Consider the following 19,264-nt stretch of genomic DNA (forward strand, 5'->3'; position numbering starts at 1 on the left):
GACTGGTGGATGCTGAAACACGTTTAGCATGACAGAAGATTGCTAGCGACCCGTGCTCCGGCGCAGGCCGGAGCCCAGTCGATACGGTTCCGACTATCCTGACAGGGCGGGCCTAGGCTCCGGCCTGCGCCGGAGCACATCTGTATTCACATAATATGCTGTGTGAGGCGGCGTTCGGCTTCGGCGCAGTCATCGGCCATTTGCGCTTTCAGCGCTTCGAGATCGTCAAATTTGGCCTCTTCGCGGATGAAGCTGATCAGTTCGACCTCGATTGTCTGGCCATAGAGATCGTCGGAGAAGTCGAAGAAATAGGGCTCCAACAGTTCAATGGGTGGATCGAAGCTGGGGCGAATACCGATATTGGCGGCACCGTTGAGCGTGCGACCATCCGGCAAGCGTCCGCGCACCGCATAAATCCCATATTTGGGCCGGATATAGCTGCCCAGCTGGATGTTTGCCGTCGGGTAACCAAGCTTGCGACCGTTCTTGGAACCGTGCTCGACTACACCCTCAATCGTGAACGGGCGGGTTAGCAGGTGAGCGGCGGTTTCGCAGTCGCCGGCCTTGATCGCGTCGCGAATGCGGCTTGAGGAGATGATCATTTCATCTTCGTTCACCGGCGCTGCGATCTCCGTGAAAAACCCATGCGATTTTGCATATTCGGCGAGCATCACGACATCGCCCTTGCGGCCCTTGCCAAAGACGAAATCATTGCCGGTCACGACGCCCGCTACACCAAAGCGGTTGAGCAAAATCTCTTCGACAAAATCCTCAGCCGTCGTTCCGGCGAGTTCCGGGCCGAATTCGAACACCATCATCGCCTGGGCCCCGGCGTCCGCAAACAGAGCCTGGCGCTGGTCGAGCGTGGTCAGGCGGAAGGGCGGGGCATCGGGTTGGAAATGGCGCACCGGGTGGGGGTCGAAGGTCGCAACGATTATCGGTCGTTTGTCATCATCGGCATGATGGACCGCGCGTCCGACCACGGCCTGATGACCGCGATGAAATCCGTCAAAATTGCCGAGTGCGATAACACCGCCGCGAAGCTCGTCGGGCACGCTATCACGGTGGAAAAGCCGCTGCATGGGATGGCTATAGGCAAGCCGGACAGGTGCGGCAATGCGGCGCTGTCATGCCCGGATCAGCGCGCGGGAAGCCCGTCACGCAGCAGGCGGATCGTGTTGCCACCCATCACCTGGGCAATCTCGCCTTCGCTCAGCCCCGCATCCATCAGCAATTGCGTGACGACGGCTAGCTCGCTGGTATCGAAGCCGACGGTTGTCGAGCCGTCATAATCGGAACCCAGCCCGACATGGCGGATGCCGACAAGGTCTCGCACATGGAGGATCGAGGCGACGACATCATCGGGTTCATAGGAGCAGATCGCGCCGTCCCAATAGCCGATACCGATTACGCCATCGGTTGCCGCGACTGCGGTAATCTGATCGTCGGTGAGGTTGCGATTGACCTCGCATACTGCCTGGACGCCGCCATGGCTGGAAACAACGGGCCGGGTGGCCATGGCGAGGATCTCATCGACCATTGCCGGGCTGGCATGGGCGATATCGACGATCATGCCGCTCGCCTCCATCCGCTGGATGATCTCACGACCGAAATCGGTGAGCCCGCCTTTTTCCAGGCCATGCATCGAGCCGCCCAGCTCATTGTCGAAGAAGTGGGTGGGGCTCGCCATGCGGAAGCCGGCATCGAACAGGCGATCGAAATTATCCGCATCGCCTTCTAAATTGTGGAGACCCTCGATCGAGAGCATCGCACCGATCACCGGATCGCCGCGTTGTCGGTCAGCGAGCAGCGCATCAATATCCGCCCGGCTGCGAACAATTCTGAGCGCACCTTCGCTGTTCGCCTCGGCATATTCCATCTTTTCGGCATGATAGAGCGAGCGCTCGACGAGCGATGTCCAGGTCCGGATCGGCTGGAGCTGGCCGATCGCAAGCAAGGTAATATTGTCGCTGTCGGCAGAATTGGAATCATAATTCTGGCCGGCCGGAGATTTAGTCACTGACGAGAAGACCTGCAGCGCCACATTGCCTTCCTGCAACCGCGGCAAGTCCATATGGCCGCGCGTGGCGCGGTTCAGCATGTTGCGCTTCCAGAGCAGCGTATCGCTGTGCAGATCGGCAATAATCAGCCGCTCATGCAGCGCCTCGGCGGCTTCCGAGATAGCGGGCAGTTCGACATCGGCCCGCTTGTTCATATCCCGTTCGATCCAGATTGGTCCGAGCGTGAAGAACAGTGCGGCGGCCGCGCCGACAAGGATAAGCAGGACGATCAGGATTTTGCGGATCATGGATGGCGCTCCAATGTAACAAAGCTATAGGCTGGGCTGTCTCCTTCGGCAGGATGGTCCTGGCGGGTGGTCTCGGCCCAGATATCCGCGTCAAAAGCGGCGATATGCGTATCGCCTTCGGGTTCGACATGCACCTCGGTTAACTCGATCCGATCGGCTATGTCTAGGAAAAGAGAGTATATTTCTGCGCCGCCGATAATCGCGACCTCCTCGACATCATCGCCGACCATGGCCAGCGCGTCGGCCTTCGAATGGGCAATCTCGGCGCCTTCGGGATCCCAATCGCGTGAGCGCGTCAGCACAATATGCCGACGACCGGGCAGTGGACTGGGAAAGCTTTCAAATGTTCGCCGCCCCATGATCATGGGTTTGCCCATGGTGTTCGCCTTGAAGCGTTTGAGGTCGGCGGAAATCCGCCAGGGCAGGCGACCATCTTTCCCGATCACACCGTTATCGGCACGGGCCAGATGGAAGATGATCTTCACACTGCCACCGGCGCTGAAATATGCGGCGCGGCTTCATAGCCGATGATCTCGAAATCCTCATATTCATAGCCGTCGATACTGCCCGGATCACGCAGGATATGCAGCTGGGGCAGCGGCCCTGGTGTGCGGCTGAGCTGGGTGTTCACCTGATCGAGATGGTTCGAATAAAGGTGGCAATCGCCGCCGGTCCAGATGAAGTCGCCGACCTCAAGCCCGCATTGCTGGGCGAGCATATGGGTCAGCAGCGCATAGCTGGCGATGTTGAACGGCACGCCGAGGAAGACATCGCAGCTGCGTTGATAGAGCTGCAGCGACAGGCGACCGTCGGCGACATGGGTCTGGAACAGGCAGTGGCAGGGCGGCAGCGCCATGTTCGGCACATCGGTCGGGTTCCACGCCGATACGATCTGTCGGCGCGACGCCGGATGGGTTTTGATCTGTTCGACAAGATCGGCAATCTGATCGATGTGCACGCCGCCCGGCCCGATCCAGTTGCGCCACTGTTTGCCGTATACCGGCCCCAGATCGCCATTCTCATCGGCCCATTCATTCCAGATGCTGACCTTGCGATCCTGCAGCCAGCGTACATTGGTATCGCCGCGCAGGAACCAGAGCAGCTCGATAATGATAGAGCGGATATGGAGTTTCTTTGTGGTCAGCAGCGGAAAGCCCGTTGACAGATCGAACCGCATTTGATGACCGAAGACGGAGAGCGTACCGACGCCGGTCCGGTCTTCCTGGCGGACACCATCGTCGAGAATCCGCTGCATAAGATCGAGATATTGCTGCATGGCTCGCCTTATGGCCGAGCGAACCGGCAGGGCCAAGCCGAAGAATTCCCTCCGATGTGAATGGTCGCTTCGCACGCCTCACCAGACGCGCCAAACTCACACCGAATTGGACGAAGTTACGATATCAACGCCGCGCGAACCCCTTATTCATTTAGGGACCGGGGGGGCTAGACTATGAGGGGCTAGTCGATGCGCGCTATTCTATCGCCGTTCCGGTACAATGCTGATGATAATCATTTTTTCGCGTCTTTGCTGCTCCACCATGATCACGAACATGCAATCATCGCCCATCTCGGCGCAGCCGATCGGATAGTTGCCATCAGCGAGACGTGCGGCGGGGCCGATGCCATCGACTTGCCGTTGCGCCAGATCGTCGGCGATGCGCTGGCCCATGATGCGCACGACCTGGTGATTGCGCATAATCATCCGAGCGGAGATCCACGGCCGAGCGATGCGGATATTGAGACAACGCGCGCATTGGCAATGCTGCTTCGTCCGCTCGGCATTCGCATTCACGATCATCTCATTCTTACGCATGAAAAGACCACCAGCTTTCGGGTATTGGGCTGGCTGTAACGGCTAGCCTTGATCCTGGTTGAACACGGGCCGCCGCTTTTCCATGAAGGCGCGCATCCCTTCCATCGCATCCGGCGTACCCATATTGGCGTGTACCGCGCGGCGCTCATCGGCGAGCGATTCATGCAACGATTTGGATTCATGGCCGACGATGCATTCCATCACACCGGCAACGGCGAGCCGCGGCATCGCGGCCAGCTCTTCGGCCAATGCGATGGCACGGTCCTTGAGTTCGGCATTTGGCCAGACCTCGTTGACCAATCCGATCCGCAGCGCTTCCGGCCCGGATATCTTCCTGGCGCGCAGGATCAGGTCGAGCGCATGATCGCGGCCAACGCAGCGTGCCAGGCGCGCCGATCCACCCCAGGCGGGCACGGTTCCCAAGTCCATTTCCGGTAATCCGATCTGTGCACCCTGTTCGGCTGCCAAGCGAAAATGACAGGCGAGGGGCAGCTCCAATCCGCCGCCCAAACAGAAACCGAACAGGGTCGCGATGCACGGCTTGTTCATCCGTTCAATCTTGTCGAGCACCCGCCAGCGCTGATCGAATACACCGTCGATACTGCCCTTGGCTTTCACGCCGGCTGGCAGCTGTTTGAGATTCATGCCAACCGAAAAATGGTCATCGCCTTCGCCGGTAAAGACAACTGCCCGAACGCTGTCATCAGCGCTCAGCTCACCGACCAGCTCTTCGAGCCGATCCATATATTCGAGCGACATGCGGTTATAGGGCGCATCATTGATCGAGATGATCGCAACAGCATCCCGGCGTTCCAACAATAGGGGATCTGACATCGGGTTTTCCTTTTTTCAAGAATAGTTTGAATTGCTTATGCAGTGCCTCTGATAATCATTGCAACTCCGGTTGATAATGAGGGGACGCAGCTACGCTTGGCCCAAGGCTGTTCGATTGAACCAGCGGTAGGACATTGTTACGCTCCAATCATGTGGCCATTCACCCGCAGCACCGATGATCCTTCGCTGGATGACGATATCAATGCGGCCGTTCATCTCGCTGCACTTGAGTGGCGGAAATTTCGAGCGACAGGGCATGTTCCGGACAATCTTGGCTTGCACGTTCAGTTGGGCCAATTTGCCCATGATTTTCGACCGGAAATGGAAAAACATTTTCGGTCGCTAAGATCGGCTCCGTCCCAATTGGTATTGCTCATTATGGCGGAGGGAGTTGCCGCGTCAGGAAGCGCATCGCGCAATTCGATCGAACGGCAATTGAAGATCACACTGCCGGATCGTCCGATAATCATGCCGCTAGACGACGAAAGGTCTGATCCTGCCTAAAACTCGGTGTCAGCGATTGTGGTACGGTGGAGCAGCCGGTCATAACCGTCATAGCCGCCCGTTGCGGAGTGGAGCAGGGAGCGATTGTCCCACATCACCAGCATGTCCTTTTGCCAGGGATGGGAATAGGTGACGGCTTCGCTGCTCTGATGCGCGTAGAATTCGACGACGAGCGCGGTGCTTTCCTCTTCTGGCATATCGGCAAAGCCGGTGATGTACGCAGCGGAGCTGAACAGAGCTTTCTCACCGCTTTCGCGATGGGTGCGGACAAATGGATGTTCGCAGGTCTCGAAAGCTTTTTCGCTCGCAATGATTTTCATGCTGCGGCCGGACTGCTGATCGCTCTCATCATACAGGCCGCCGGGCGCATAGCCGCGCTGGGCGGAATGGATCGCGGTCAATCCGTCCGCCGTGTCGCGGAGTGTATCGGGCAACCGCTCATAGGCGGCGACTTGATCGGCAAAAAGCGTGTTTCCGCCATGGGGTGGAATGGTGATGCCATAGAGCATGGTCCCGGCGGGCGGGACCTCCATGAAGCTCCAGTCGGAATGGAATATTTCGGCAAAAATCGGTGTCTTCTCATCGGCATTGCGCTGGATCGCGGCGATATGCTCATGACCCTCGATATGACCGAAAAACGGGTCGTCTCCGAATTCACCGAAATAGAGGGTGATGCGTTCCAGATCATCGTCACTCAATTGCTGATCAGGAAAAGCGAGAACCTTATGCTGGACCCAATGGGCGCGGATTTCGGCGATACAGTCTGCCGACAGATCTTCGCTCAGATCGATCCCGGTGACGAATGCCCCGCAGCTCGCGCCGGTTGGTTCAACCGCTAATCCCATGGATCAATCCTCTCGCCTGTATTGCTGGTCGGCCTTACCAGTTTTCCTTGAACGGCCGGAGCTCAACCTCATGCGACCAGGCGGAGCGATGCTGGTTATGCGTGTTCCAAAAGGCTTCGGCAATTGCAGCAGGTGATAGCGACCCGTCATCGCCCATCTGTTCGAGATATTCAGGGAAGCGCGATCGCACCCGATCGCCGTCAATCACGCCATCGATCACAAAATGCGCGACATGGATGCCCTGCGGCCCAAACTCGCGCGCCAAGGATTGCAGCAGATTGCGCAACGCGCCCTTCGCCGCTGCAAAATGGGCGAAGTTTGGCTTACCCCGCATGGATCCCGAAGCACCGGTCACCAGAAAGCTCCCGCTACCCTGCGCCTTGAGCAGCGGCACAGCCCGCTTGGCCGTCAGGAATGCACCGAAACAGCAGATCCGCCAGAAATTCTCGAAAACCTCTGCGGTCAGCTCTTCAAATGGAATGATGGCGTTATTGCCGGCATTGTAGATAACCGCGGCAATATCGCTGAGCTCCTCAGCCCGCGCGAACAGCGTGTCTTGATCTTCTGCCTTGGTGACATCGACCTGCATCGCCTCGATTGATCCGCCGCCTGCAGCTATCTCGTCGGCCGTGGCCCGGACCTTTTCCAGAGTACGCCCGGTAAACACCACATGATGGCCGCCTTCCGCGAAGCGCTTGGCCAAGGCTCCGCCCACGCCATCAATCGATCCGCCACCGAGTATGATGGTTGCTTGGGGCATTGGGCTTCTCCTGATGATGGGACGACTCAGTGTGAGCGCCACATGATAGGAGAGTGGTTCGTCGCCGCAAATACGCTGAAGATCGCCCGATGAAGAAACGGAGATTGCGCGGCGTTTACTGGCTGAAATGTTCCGAGAGGAGCTGCTTGGTTTCCTCGGTCAGAAATACGAAGGTCCGGCGGCGATCGGTGGGATCTTGTTGCAACCGCAGCACGCCTTCTTCCTCTAAATCGCGCATGTAGCGGAGTACTGTCGATTGCGGACAATGTATGAAGTTGCACAGGCTCGAGACGGAGATCGGCCGTGAGTCAAACTCCGTACAGCCGAGATGCAGCAGCATTTCCCAAATCGGGTGCCGCAGCATTTTTTCGCCAAAAAGCTGCGCGCGCCGGTCGCGTTCGGAAATTTCTTCGCGCAGTTTGGTTTCCAGCGACACCGGCAAGCTGGAGCTTTGGGGTGGGGCGAATATCTCGTTCATAGAATACCCAGCGATTTCAGGCTGGCACAGCCATCGGCCGCGACAATCAGGTGATCATGGATAGCGATGTCGAACAGGGCGGCACTTTCGGCCAAACATTCGGTGACGGCGATGTCCGCAGCACTGGGCTGACAGATGCCGGATGGATGATTGTGCACCAGAATCAGGGCCGTGGCATCGAGCCGCAACGCTTGCGCCAATATCCTGCGCGGATCAACGACGACCTTGGAGACCGATCCCAGTTGCAGGATTTCGTCACGGATCAGATGATTTTGCGTGTCCAAAAACAGAACGCGGAAACATTCTGTTCGCCAATAGCCGATTGTCGCGCGCAGATAGTCCATCAGGTCAACTGAGCTCGACAGGATCGGTCGATTGGAAATCTGGCTCGACAAGGATTGGCGGAAGGCATCCCCCACCAAGGTGAGTAGCCTTAACGCGGCATCGGGGACATCGTCGATAGCCTCAAGCCGGAACTGCTCCGCACCGATTATCCCGGGCAGCGAACCGAATTCATCGAGTAGTTTCTCGGCGAGATGGTCGGCTGACGCCGGACTGATGAATTCAAGCAGTCCGCTTAAGGTTGCTTGCGGTTCAGGGCGCGGGTCGCGCGATGGTAATTTATCGTTCCGATGAGGAGCGAGAGCAGAGTCAGATAGTACCAAAGGCCCAGTGTATGAGCATACGCGATCGGCGCGATAACCGCGTTGCCGAGTAACGCCATGTGCGTCACGGTTCCCACCATGTGAAAGGCCGAGGCCCATAGCGGCCAGGAACGGTCTGAAAACAGGGCGAGGGCGATCAGGCCCGCCAAAAGCGCCACGTCGATGAGAATGATCGCGACATCGGCCGTCTGATAGAATGTTCCGAACAGATATAGGGCCAGTGATGTCAGGGACAGCGCGGCGACCATCATTGCCGCACCGACCCGTTCGGTCGTGCCGCCGAAACCCAGCGCATAGCCGCAACAAGCAACCAAGGCGGCGATCGTGGCGAATTGCCAAATCATTCAATGATCCGAACATAGAAGCCATGGGGGGTCAACCTGCCCGCTGGGCCATCCTATACCTTAAGCGGCGTCTTCTACTGCCCGCAGGATCGTATGGGCTGGCGGTTTGCCATTCGGCGTACCAAAAGCCACTTTTCGCAGGCCGATTTGCGTCTTGGTGCGCTCCAGCTGATTATGGGTCTCGACGAGCGCTTTGCGTCCAGCGACGAGGGCGGGGAGCGTCTTGACGACTTCGTCCAGGGCATCCTGCCCGACAATAGCAGAGAGACCTGCCTCGGTACGCGCAGTAGGAATGCTGGCCGCCAGTTCAGCGGCCCGAATGATTGCCTGGTCGACAGCATTTTCTGCTTCGAAAAGCTTTTCAGCGACTTTTTCGGCTGCTTCGATTCTCTGTTTGCGCATAATAATTCTCCTACGGCGCAGACGAACGTCTGCACGGTATTTCCCGTTAAAATTGTGATTGAACCCGCGGTGTTAGCTGTACCGCGAAAGTGCCTCGAGGCCTGAAATGATGGCGCCGTAAGAAAGCGCGGCAGCGAAGGATATACCCACGATCCAGGCCAGCTTCTCCAAAATAGTCAGGTCATTGCCTCGTCCCCCCATTCCCGGGAGCGAAAGCTTGGAGTTTGATGCCTTGGCATCGGAGAACACGGTAAAGGGTTGCTGTTGTTCTCGCAGGACATGTTCAACCTTTGCTCCACTCTCTTTCGCTCGATCGTTGCGGACACGATCATGTGGGGCAGGGATGGCCGCGGCAATCTGCGGCGATTGATATCTCAATGATTGATATGACATTTCGTCGCTGGCCGTCGCAAACATAAGCGCCGCTTTCTTGCGGCTCTCGACGCCCAGTTTGCGCATCGCAACGCGCAGGCGCTGATCGACAGTATGCGGAGATATGTCGAGTTCGCGGGCAATTTCTTTGGAGGATTTATGTTGATAGACAAGGCGCAGGCAATCGCGCTGGCCCGCCGACAATTGGTCAATAGAGTGTTTATCCGCCGTCATATGTTTCTCACCGGGGGGCAAGCGGTCGGACGCAACACATAACTGAGCTCCCCCCCGTTTCATCATTCATACACCATAATGGCGCGAATTTACATCGTTTCGATGTAGATATTTCTGTGCATATGTATTTGATACGTATCAAGCGAAGGCGCCAATCTGGCACCTTTCGATGACAATTCACCGCGAAGAATCGGTATAAGGCGATTGAATTACAAAGGAATTTGCCATGCGCATGATCCTCTATTCAATCTCCGCCATGGCGGTGTCAGCCCTGCCCGATGCCGGGCTTTGTCAAACCGATGATAACACCATAATAGTTGATATTGACCAGTATCCACTGGCCATTCCGGAGGATGTCACGCCTGGCTGGATCCAGCGAAACGGACAACGGGCGACGGTAGTTTACGGTGAAATGGTCGATGTGTTTGAGGAAGATAGTGGCGAATTCGTGCCGGTTGGCGGTGCAACCTCGTCGCTGCGTTTTGTCGACGGCCATTATCGGTATGAGTGCTGCGGAGGGACAGTTGTCGTCTATGACCACAATCTGTCAGAAGGCTATGCGCGCGAAGATATTGTCGCCCGTGCAACAGAGGTTACGCTGCCAGACGGCGTGACGATGCTGTTCAGCTATCACACAGTTACCAGCGATCTTCCGGTCGAAAATGACCAGCAAGATCCGTCGACAGTCACATTATTGTTGACCCTGGAGACCACCGCACCGGCCGGATACGAACGGCACTAATCCTTCGGAAAATCGGAACTCATGCGTGTTTGGATAGTAAGAGGGCGCGCTTTAGGACTCTAGCACGGGGGTGATAAACCGCGCCCCCTTACAAGACCATTGGTACACCTGCTGGCGCGAAATTAGATTAACAAAACAATCTATTGGAACCAGATTGGTACCAATTGCCTAGATTGGCTTCGTTGCTTTGGCGATGCAAACCGGAGTTGGTTTACTCCTGTCCGCAGGCGATAATCGCATCGGGCTCTGGGCGATCACCGATCCGTTCGAACATTGCGAAATATCCGCCAATATCCGGCATCGCGCGATAGACAACCCGGCGATAGCCAACCGCTTCAAACTCGCAATTGAGCAAATCCGGGGGCGTGCCGTGGCGATTGGTTGGCCTATCGGCATCGACGACAACCACCCGACCAGCTTCGCGCAGGGCAGGCCGCATATTCCAGAGAAATTCATATGGGCTTTCGATCTCATGATACATGTGGATCATGAAGATCCGGTCGAAGCTGTCGTCCGGCAGCTTGGGGTCGGCAAACTCACCGAGACGCACGCTGACATTGTCGAGCTGCTCGCGGGTAACCCGCTCGGCCAGTCGATCACGCGTTTCCGGGATAACATCCTGTGCCAGCACTCGCCCGGTTTCACCGACACGCGGAGCAAGGCGGATCGTGTAATAGCCGTTACCGGCACCGATATCGGCGACGGTCATTCCGGCCTCGATATCAGCCATGTCCATCACGGTTTCGGCCTCGTTGACCCGATCGCGCGATTCCTCGTCAGAGAATTGGCTGGCAGTGATGTCGGACACCGGGCGATCGGCTGGCGGGAACCCGGTATCATCGGCGCCCGCAAATACGTTGCACCCTCCGGTAACCAATAACATCAGGCAAGCAGCAGCCCGCATCAGTCTATATCCTCAACTTCAACCTGTTCCCCTGTCACACGCTGGGATAGCGCCGCAGCCATGAACTTGTCGAGATCACCATCGAGAACATCGGATGGCGAGGACGAGGTATAGCCTGTCCGCAGATCCTTCACCATTTGATAGGGCTGGAGGACATAAGACCGGATCTGGTTGCCCCAGCCGATATCGGTTTTGCTTGCTTCGACGGCATTTGCCTCTTCTTCGCGGCGCCGCAATTCGGCCTCGTACAAGCGGGCCTTGAGCATGCTCATCGCTTCGGCACGGTTCTTGTGCTGGGATCGCTGTGTCTGCGAGGCGACGACAATACCTGTGGGTTCATGGGTAATGCGAACCGCGCTGTCGGTTGTATTCACATGCTGCCCACCTGCGCCGGATGCCCGATACGTATCGACCCGCAAATCGCTTTCGACGATATCGATCTCGATATCCTCGTCGATAACAGGATAGACCCAGACGCTGGAGAAGCTCGTATGGCGGCGCGCGGAGCTATCATAGGGTGAAATGCGAACGAGGCGATGGACGCCGCTTTCGGTCTTCGCATACCCATAGGCATTCTCGCCTTTGAGCAGCAGCGTAACCGTCTTCACGCCGGCCTGCTCACCTGCATGATAGTCGACAATCTCGACCTTGAAACCACGGCGCTCGGCCCAGCGCTGATACATGCGTTGCAGCATCTCGGCCCAGTCTTGGCTCTCGGTGCCGCCGGCACCTGCGTGAATTTCGAGATAGGTATCATTGCCGTCCGCTTCTCCGGCCAACAACGCTTCGGTCTTGTCGAGCTCCGCGCGCTCGGCGAGCGTCGCCAGCGCCGCGACGGCATCATCGACCAGCCCATCATCGCCTTCGGCTTCAGCGAGTTCAATCATCTCGACCGCGTCGTCGCGCTCCTGGCTGATCTTGCGTACCGCCGTCATTGCGCTGTCGAGCCGGCCACGCTCGCGCATGACATCGCGTGCAGCCTTGGGATCATCCCAAAGCGATGCATCCTCAACCTTGGCGTTGAGCTCCTCAAGCCGCTGCTTGGCGACGTCCCAGTCGAGGAACCGGCGCAGCAGGTTCACCGCCTGGTTGATCTGGTCAATATGGGCTTGCGCTTCGGCGCGCATGACTAGTCTCGATTCACGTCTGGATTGGACTTGGCGGTGAGTTAGTAAATCCCGCCCTCGGATTGCAAGAATTCGCTGTCGTTGCGCGGTGCATCGACTTCGACCGTATTCTGGGCTTCTTCAGGCAGAACCGCTCGAACCGGACGGCGTGCCACGACATCGCGACGGATCGTGCGGGTCGGTTCGCTATCCGGCCGGAATGCTTCCCAGATAATCGCGCTACGCGGATCAGAGCTTGGCCAGCCACCAAAGACCCGGCGGCCAGTGCGGCGATCGATGCGGACCATCCGCATGCCGCGCGGAGCGCGGAAGGGCATGACTTCCTGGCCTTCAAGCGTTTCGCGCATGAACTGGCGGAATATCGGTGCGGCCAGGGTGCCACCAGCGCCAAAGCCAATGCTGCGGGCCTGCCGGTCATAACCAAGATAGACGCCGGCAACGATGTTCTGAGTGCCTCCGACAAACCAGACATTGGTCGGGCCCGTTGTCGTTCCTGTCTTGCCGAAGATCGGATGGCCAAGATCGCGCAGCAGCGTGGCGGTACCGCGCTGTACGACGCCTTGCAGGATGTGCACCATCTGGAATGCCGTCATCGCATCGAGTACTTGGCGGCCGGGAACCGGTGGGCGCGGCATCTGCTCCCCATCCCAATCATCTGCATTACAGCCTTCGCAGGCGCTCCAGTTGGCCGGATAGATCACTTCACCACGACGGTTTTGGACATAATCGATTAGCGACGGTCCGACATCGCGGCCATGATTGGCCAGCATGCCATAAGCGTTGACCAAACGCAGCACCGTCGTGTCACCGGCGCCGAGCGACGTGGAGAGGAAGGGTTCATGCTGGCCGATTCCGGCATTCTCGATCAGTTCGACAACATTCTCCATGCCGGTTTCTGAGGCGGCCCGGACAGTCATGAGATTGCGTGATTGCTCAAGGCCCCAGCGCAAAGTCTGCGGTCCGGCGACCCCGCCGCCAGAGTTGCGGAAACATTTTCGGCCGAGGGCCGCGCCCTGATAGACGCAGAAAGGGCCGTCGACGATGATCGAGGCTGGCGTCATCCCGTTCTCAAGCGCTGCGGCATAAACGAAGGGCTTGATGCTTGAACCCGGCTGGCGCTCTGCCTGGGTCGCGCGGTTAAAGGGTTCGAGGCTTTGGCTGAAGCCACCCTGCATGGCGTAAACCCGGCCCGTTCTTACATCTTCAACGACCATTCCGCCGGAGATGTCCGGTACTTTAGCCAGTGCGTAATTGGTGCCGTTCGGTCGCACGGTAATGATGTCGCCGGGCTGCATCGTCGAGAAGGCCGTGCCGCCCCCGACGCGTGCAACCGACGCGAGTGAACGGGGGAGGGTGGCTGTTTCGCCATCTGAAAAACCGATCTGCGCTGCGTTGCCGTCCTTGGAAAGGACCACCGCCACGCGCCAGTCTTCATAACCAACCGAAAGATTGGCACTGGCAAGGCGCGATCGCCATTCGCCATCGTCCATCGGGATTGTCGCCACGGGCCCTGACCAAGGGCGTCCGCGATCGAACCGCAAAAGCCCTGCCCGCAATGCATTTTCCGTGCTGGTTTGCATGTCGGGGTCATAGGAGGTGCGCACCCAAAGGCCGCCCGAATAGATCCCGTACGGCCCGTCTTCCGCATCCTGCCCAAAACTGTCGACCAGGATCCGGCGAACCTCTTCCATATAATAGCCGTCGACATTGTCGGTGACCGATTGCGATGTCCGGGTCACGCCCAGTGGCATGGCGCGGGTCGCATCATATGTCGCTTCGTCGATCCAGTCATTGTTACGCATCAGGCGCAGGACGAGATTGCGTCGCTCGAGGGCGGCGTCAGGATTGGTTGTGGGATTGTAGCGCGAGGGGGCCTGGGGAAGCCCGGCAAGGAACGCAGCCTCATGCAGTTCCAGCTCAGCCACATCCTTGTCGAAATACGCACGGGCTGCCGCCTGTACACCATAGGCGTTGCGCCCGAGGAAGATCTGATTGAGGTAAAGTTCGAGGATGCGCTCCTTGCTGAGCGCAGCTTCGATCCGAGTGGCGAGGATCGCCTCACGGATTTTGCGGGTGATCGAATATTCGTCAGTCAGCAGCAGGTTTTTGGCAACCTGTTGGGTGATGGTCGAACCACCGCGCGCGCGCTCACCGGAACCGATCTTGGTCACATAGTCGAATACGGCCGCTGCGAGCCCCGGATAATCGAGACCGCCATGCGAAAAGAAGGAGGCATCTTCGGCCGCCAGAAAGGCCCGGATCAGTTCGGGCGGATATTCCTCGAACGCCAGCTCGACCCGCCGCTCGCGCGCGAAACTCTGCACCGGCTCACCATTCACGTCGCGAACAAAGGTCGGCAGAGCGGGTTCGTAATCGAGCAGCGTATCGGTGGACGGCAGGTCGCGCATGAACGTGAACCAGAAGGCGATCAACGCAATGAGCGTTAGAATCAGCATGTATAGCGGCCAGCGATAGCGCCTTTTGCCCAATATGCGCCGCAATCCAGCGCCAAAGCCAGTCGCCTCGCGGCGCAGCTTCATCGTCACATCGGCGTCATCGGCCGTCATTTCAGGGGTGTCCGTCATTCCGGGGACGGTTTACCAGCTTTGGTTAGCGATGCCAGCCGGTTTTTGTGCGGGTGCGACTAATGATATTTCGCCACAGGATGCCGAGTTTAGTCGGTGCTAGTCGTTTGGCGCGCGAAATGCGTTTCGATCGCTCCCGATAGACTGCGCGCGATGGCGCGCTGGCCGTCGCGCGAAAACAGGCGCCGCGCATCGGATGAGTTAGTGAGATAACCAGACTCAAACAGGATCGATGGCATATCCGGTGCCTTCAACACCGCAAATCCGGCGAAGCGATGATAATCGCTGCGGAATGGCACCGAATCTCCGGCTTCGCGCCGCAGCAAGGACGCAAAACGGGCCGAGATATTCATTGTTTCGCGCTGTGTCAGATCGATCAGGATGGAGCGGACATCGTCATCCGCGCCGCCAAGATTGACGCCATTGATGATGTCGGCTGCATTTTCGCGACTGGCGAGAAGGGCTGTTTCCTGGTCAGAGGCAACCTCCGACAGCGTATATATCGTCGCACCACGCGCTTCTCTGTTCTCCGCTGCATCGGCATGAATGGAGATGAACAGTTCGGCACCCAAACGACGAGCAATTTCGTAGCGTTCCCGCAATACCAGGAAGCGATCATCATCGCGGGTCAGGGCAACGCGCACCCGTCCGGAAGCCAGCAAAGCGTCCCGCGTGGCTCGCGCAATCGCGAGCGTTGCATCTTTCTCATGCCGATTTCCAAAGGGTGAGATCGCTCCGGGATCATGACCCCCATGCCCGGCGTCGAGCACGACCAGTGGCCGGCCGCGCGGTCCTTGAACCTCTGGCAGTTCCATTTCGCCCGCTGGCGTCGCTCGCGGCAGACGAACCGTCAGCTCACCGCGACCTCGAGGTGGCCGTGCACGAAACGCCATGGGCGGCAGGAAGCTGGCGCGGCCAGCCCCGGCAGCGCTTGCAAACTGGATCCGGCTAGCCGGTCGAATATCGAGCGTGAAGGAGCGGCCATCGTCCGAAAACGAACCATTGCTGAATATCACGGGGCGGGCGAGATCAAGCACGACGCGCGCTGTTTCGGGATCATATTGGCCCTGGCGTACTGCTCGGATTGGGCCGGCACGACCAGAATCGCGGCCAGCACGGGCGCCGGCAACGTCAATTGCAAGCCGATAGGGGTTGTCGAGCAGGAATGCGGATGCATTTTCGACATAATCGTCAAACTGCACGGTTATCCGCTCAGGCGTGACATCTACGGCCTGGATGGCGGTGGCCAATGCAGGCTGCCATCCGACAATCGCAAAAATGGCGAGCAAAAGGGACATGGCCCCATATTGCCGTGCTATCCCCCCATTGGTCCAGCGCAAACGCGTCATTAAGGTTACCCTTGTTCATTCAAACTCGGGTGCCGGGATAGGTTTGCCGCCTGAAAACGCGGTGAAATTGTAGGGTTAAACCGGGGTTTACCATCTTTGCCCGTGATTTATGGGCTATGTTTGAGACGCTTTTTCTTGCGGCGTACGAACCGCGCTGCTAGCCCTCATCCGCAATAGGGGGTTGAATGTGCCGTTCGGCATGGCAACTTTCCTATTATACAGTGCCGGCGCATTTCCGCCCGGCCCACCAGGTTGACGCTGCATGAGGCATTTACTTCTCGATCGACCGGCGATGCGCGAACCGCGCCGCCCCTCGTTCGTGACACATCATCCCGCCCACGAGGCCGGACATGCCGTTGCAGCAGAAGCGATTTTTCTCAATTCACCCCGAATGGGCGCGACGCCGTATGCCGACTTGCATCGCGCGGCCGCAAATCTCCCATTCTCATCAATTCACATGTCCGCCCCGCGAATAGGCCGAGCGCGACATGTTCGGAGACAATTACATGGCAACGCGTATGTTGATCGATGCGCGCCACCGGGAAGAGACCCGTGTGGCCGTCGTCAAGAACAATCGGATCGAAGAATTTGATTTCGAGTCCGAAGAGCATAAGCAGCTCAAAGGCAATATCTATTTAGCTAAGGTAACCCGGGTCGAACCGTCACTGCAGGCGGCATTTGTCGACTATGGAGGCAATCGTCACGGCTTCCTCGCTTTTAGCGAAATCCATCCTGACTATTACCAGATCCCTAGAGAGGATCGGGAAAAGCTGCTCGCCGAAGAAGTCGAGCAGGCTAAGGAAGAAGCCAAGCTTCGTGACGATGAAGACGAAGAACAGGCCGAAAAGGACGAAAGCGACGCCGAAGACGAAGACGGCGACGAGGCCGAAGTCGAAGAAACCGGTGATGCCGATGCCGACGAAGAGCCGGAAGACGAACCGTCTGTTCAGAATATCCGCAAACGCCGGATGGACCTTCGCCGTCGCTACAAGATTCAGGATGTCATCAAGCGCCGTCAGGTGCTGCTCGTCCAGGTCGTCAAGGAAGAGCGTGGCAACAAGGGCGCAGCGCTGACCAGTTATCTTTCCCTGGCCGGTCGCTATTGCGTCCTTATGCCCAATACCTCGCATGGTGGCGGGATCAGCCGGAAAATCTCCAATGCGTCGGATCGCAAACGCCTTAAATCGGTGATTTCGGACCTGAAACTGCCAGATACGATGGGGTGCATTGTCCGCACTGCTGGCATGACCCGCACCAAGACTGAGATCAAACGCGATTTCACCTATCTTGCACGCCTGTGGGACGAAATTCGCGACGGAACGCTAGGTGCGACTGCCCCTGCGAAGATCTATACCGATAGCGATCTCATAAAACGCGCGATCCGAGACATTTATAATCGCGATATCCAGGAAGTGTTTGTCGAAGGCGAAGACGGCTACAAAGCCGCAAAATCCTTCATGAAACTCCTCATGCCGAGCCATGCTCGACGGGTACGGCAATATGCCGACGCGACGCCGCTGTTCCAGCGCTACAAGGTCGAAGATCAGCTCGGTGCGATGTACCAGCCGGTCGTTCAGCTCAAATCCGGCGGCTATCTTGTCATCAACCCGACCGAAGCCCTGGTATCGATCGATATCAACTCGGGTCGTTCGACGCGTGAGCATAATATTGAGCAGACCGCACTGAAGACGAATATCGAAGCGGCGCGCGAAATTGCGCGCCAGCTGCGCCTGCGTGACATGGCCGGACTGGTCGTGATTGATTTCATCGACATGGATCACCGCTCGAACAACCGGAAGGTGGAAAGCGCCCTCAAGGACGCGCTGAAGACCGACCGCGCGCGTATCCAAGTCGGACGGATATCATCCTTTGGTTTGCTCGAAATGAGCCGCCAGCGTCTGCGGACCGGTGTGCTTGAGGCATCGACGCACGAATGTCCGCACTGCGAAGGCACGGGCCTGATGCGGACCGCCGCGTCAGCCGGATTGTCCGCGCTTCGTATGCTCGAAGAGGAAGCGGCAAAGGGCAAGGGATCAACTTTGTCGTTGACCTGTTCGCGCGATGCTGCGGTCTATGTGCTCAATTCGAAGCGCAAGGACCTCGGCGAGATCGAAGAGCTTTACGGCGTCTCGATCGAAGTTCTGCCGGAACGCACGCTGGAAGGTGCGGCGATGGACGTGACCGCATCCGGCCCCCCGCCGACCAAGAAGGTCGAAATCGTTCCGCTCGAGCTGGATGACGATGACGAAGATATCGTCGACGAATTCGAAGAAGAGGAAGAAGCCGAGGAAAAACCGCGGTCCCGCCGTCGGCGTGGACGCCGAGGTGGCCGTGGCCGTCGCGGCAAGCCGAAATCTGCTGAGACTGCCAAAGAGGGCGAAGAAAAGTCCGATGACGCCGAACAGCAGAGCAAGGATGGCGACGAAGACAGCCAGGCACCGAAGAAATCGCGGCGCGGTCGTCGCGGCGGTCGACGACGCAAATCCACCTCTGCTGGCGAAGCACAGGACGGTTCAACTGAGAAGCCGGCCGACGCTGAACCAGTCGCTGCGGACACATCTGCTGACGAGGCAGTTGCCGAGGCCCCGGCTGAAAAACCGAAGCGCCGAACCCGCAAAAAAGCAGAACCCAAGGTAGAAGCAGCGACTGACGAAGCTGCGGCAGATACCGCTCCGGAAGCTGAGAAAGAAAAGCCGAAGCCCCGCCGCACGCGCAAGAAGGCCGAACCTGCCGAAACCGAAGAAAGCGCTGCGAATGGAGCCGCTGAAGAGCCGGCATCGAAACCCAAACGCACGCGCAAGAAAGCTGAGACTGCTAATGGTAGCGGCACGGCGCCAGCTGAAACAGCGCCGGTTGCCGAGGCTCCCGACGCTAGCAGCAATGAACCGCCCAAGCGTGGGTGGTGGCAGCGGACCTTCGGCGAATAGGAATAATTGACGTGCGGTGGCATCCTTTCAGCCCCGGTTCAGGCACAACGCCTGACTGTGCTGCCATGAAT

At 58.1% G+C, this 19,264-nt stretch carries 20 protein-coding genes; 4 read left to right on the forward strand and 16 right to left on the reverse strand.

Features of this window, described 5'->3' with window-relative positions:
- Positions 1-146: 146 nt before the first annotated feature.
- The 4 genes from HFP51_RS00820 to HFP51_RS00835 are packed head-to-tail and all read right to left on the reverse strand — an operon-like array spanning position 147 to position 3,584.
- The gene (locus HFP51_RS00820) at positions 147-1,082 is read right to left on the reverse strand and encodes a bifunctional riboflavin kinase/FAD synthetase (protein ID WP_176873876.1); all 936 of its coding nucleotides are present in this window, start codon (positions 1,080-1,082) and stop codon (positions 147-149) included.
- Positions 1,083-1,138: 56 nt separating this feature from the next.
- Positions 1,139-2,308 (reverse strand): dipeptidase, encoded by a 1,170-nt coding sequence (locus HFP51_RS00825; RefSeq protein WP_176873877.1) that lies wholly within the window; start codon positions 2,306-2,308, stop codon positions 1,139-1,141.
- Entirely contained in the window at positions 2,305-2,793 is a 489-nt protein-coding gene (locus HFP51_RS00830; RefSeq protein ID WP_255454736.1) for a dihydrofolate reductase, read from the reverse strand. The genes HFP51_RS00825 and HFP51_RS00830 overlap by 4 nt, the downstream gene beginning before the upstream one ends.
- Positions 2,790-3,584, reverse strand: coding sequence for a thymidylate synthase (locus HFP51_RS00835; protein WP_304622208.1), 795 nt, complete (start codon positions 3,582-3,584; stop codon positions 2,790-2,792). The genes HFP51_RS00830 and HFP51_RS00835 overlap by 4 nt, the downstream gene beginning before the upstream one ends.
- Positions 3,585-3,773: 189 nt before the next feature.
- Between HFP51_RS00835 and HFP51_RS00840 the strand changes: the two genes are divergently transcribed.
- Positions 3,774-4,160, forward strand: coding sequence for a JAB domain-containing protein (locus HFP51_RS00840; protein WP_176873878.1), 387 nt, complete (start codon positions 3,774-3,776; stop codon positions 4,158-4,160).
- Positions 4,161-4,163: 3 nt separating this feature from the next.
- Here HFP51_RS00840 and HFP51_RS00845 read toward each other — a convergent pair whose 3' ends face one another.
- Complete coding sequence (locus HFP51_RS00845; protein ID WP_176873879.1) at positions 4,164-4,955, reverse strand: enoyl-CoA hydratase/isomerase family protein; 792 nt, start codon at positions 4,953-4,955, stop codon at positions 4,164-4,166.
- Between the two features lie 150 nt (positions 4,956-5,105).
- Between HFP51_RS00845 and HFP51_RS00850 the strand changes: the two genes are divergently transcribed.
- A complete protein-coding gene (locus HFP51_RS00850) occupies positions 5,106-5,459 on the forward strand; it encodes a hypothetical protein (protein ID WP_176873880.1) in 354 nt (117 codons plus the stop codon).
- Here the strand turns inward: HFP51_RS00850 and HFP51_RS00855 are convergent.
- The 7 genes from HFP51_RS00855 to HFP51_RS00885 all read right to left on the reverse strand — a co-directional run bounded on the left by HFP51_RS00855 (position 5,456) and on the right by HFP51_RS00885 (position 9,559).
- Positions 5,456-6,304 (reverse strand): TauD/TfdA family dioxygenase, encoded by an 849-nt coding sequence (locus HFP51_RS00855; RefSeq protein WP_176873881.1) that lies wholly within the window; start codon positions 6,302-6,304, stop codon positions 5,456-5,458. The genes HFP51_RS00850 and HFP51_RS00855 overlap by 4 nt on opposite strands.
- Positions 6,305-6,338: 34 nt before the next feature.
- Entirely contained in the window at positions 6,339-7,064 is a 726-nt protein-coding gene (locus HFP51_RS00860; protein ID WP_176873882.1) for an SDR family NAD(P)-dependent oxidoreductase, read from the reverse strand.
- A gap of 115 nt (positions 7,065-7,179) precedes the next feature.
- On the reverse strand, positions 7,180-7,542 hold the full coding sequence (locus HFP51_RS00865) for a MarR family winged helix-turn-helix transcriptional regulator (RefSeq protein WP_176873883.1): 363 nt from the start codon (positions 7,540-7,542) through the stop codon (positions 7,180-7,182).
- Positions 7,539-8,207 carry a RadC family protein gene (locus HFP51_RS00870; protein WP_176873884.1) on the reverse strand — a complete coding sequence of 223 codons (669 nt, stop codon included), beginning with the start codon at positions 8,205-8,207 and terminating at the stop codon, positions 7,539-7,541. The genes HFP51_RS00865 and HFP51_RS00870 overlap by 4 nt, the downstream gene beginning before the upstream one ends.
- The gene (locus HFP51_RS00875; RefSeq protein WP_176873885.1) at positions 8,120-8,551 is read right to left on the reverse strand and encodes a hypothetical protein; all 432 of its coding nucleotides are present in this window, start codon (positions 8,549-8,551) and stop codon (positions 8,120-8,122) included. Before HFP51_RS00875 ends, HFP51_RS00870 begins: the two co-directional genes overlap by 88 nt.
- 60 nt (positions 8,552-8,611) lie before the next feature.
- Complete coding sequence (locus HFP51_RS00880) at positions 8,612-8,953, reverse strand: hypothetical protein (RefSeq protein WP_176873886.1); 342 nt, start codon at positions 8,951-8,953, stop codon at positions 8,612-8,614.
- A 72-nt stretch (positions 8,954-9,025) separates the two neighbouring features.
- Positions 9,026-9,559 (reverse strand): response regulator transcription factor, encoded by a 534-nt coding sequence (locus HFP51_RS00885; protein WP_176873887.1) that lies wholly within the window; start codon positions 9,557-9,559, stop codon positions 9,026-9,028.
- A gap of 226 nt (positions 9,560-9,785) precedes the next feature.
- On the opposite strand from HFP51_RS00885, the gene HFP51_RS00890 reads away from it, so the two are divergent.
- Entirely contained in the window at positions 9,786-10,301 is a 516-nt protein-coding gene (locus HFP51_RS00890) for a hypothetical protein (RefSeq protein WP_176873888.1), read from the forward strand.
- A gap of 211 nt (positions 10,302-10,512) precedes the next feature.
- Here the strand turns inward: HFP51_RS00890 and HFP51_RS00895 are convergent, their stop codons facing one another.
- The 4 genes from HFP51_RS00895 to HFP51_RS00910 form a co-directional block, all read right to left on the reverse strand.
- Positions 10,513-11,205 carry a class I SAM-dependent methyltransferase gene (locus tag HFP51_RS00895; RefSeq protein ID WP_176873889.1) on the reverse strand — a complete coding sequence of 231 codons (693 nt, stop codon included), beginning with the start codon at positions 11,203-11,205 and terminating at the stop codon, positions 10,513-10,515.
- Positions 11,205-12,332, reverse strand: a complete 1,128-nt coding sequence (gene prfB / locus HFP51_RS00900; protein WP_176873890.1) for a peptide chain release factor 2 — start codon at positions 12,330-12,332, stop codon at positions 11,205-11,207. Before prfB ends, HFP51_RS00895 begins: the two co-directional genes overlap by 1 nt.
- A gap of 41 nt (positions 12,333-12,373) precedes the next feature.
- Positions 12,374-14,917 carry a penicillin-binding protein 1A gene (locus HFP51_RS00905; RefSeq protein WP_255454737.1) on the reverse strand — a complete coding sequence of 848 codons (2,544 nt, stop codon included), beginning with the start codon at positions 14,915-14,917 and terminating at the stop codon, positions 12,374-12,376.
- A gap of 89 nt (positions 14,918-15,006) precedes the next feature.
- On the reverse strand, positions 15,007-16,266 hold the full coding sequence (locus HFP51_RS00910; RefSeq protein WP_176873891.1) for an N-acetylmuramoyl-L-alanine amidase: 1,260 nt from the start codon (positions 16,264-16,266) through the stop codon (positions 15,007-15,009).
- Positions 16,267-16,772: 506 nt separating this feature from the next.
- Between HFP51_RS00910 and HFP51_RS00915 the strand changes: the two genes are divergently transcribed.
- Positions 16,773-19,193 (forward strand): Rne/Rng family ribonuclease, encoded by a 2,421-nt coding sequence (locus tag HFP51_RS00915; RefSeq protein WP_255454738.1) that lies wholly within the window; start codon positions 16,773-16,775, stop codon positions 19,191-19,193.
- Positions 19,194-19,264 lie beyond the last annotated feature (71 nt).

Origin of the sequence: Parasphingopyxis sp. CP4, assembly GCF_013378055.1 — a bacterium.
Lineage (GTDB): Bacteria > Pseudomonadota > Alphaproteobacteria > Sphingomonadales > Sphingomonadaceae > Parasphingopyxis.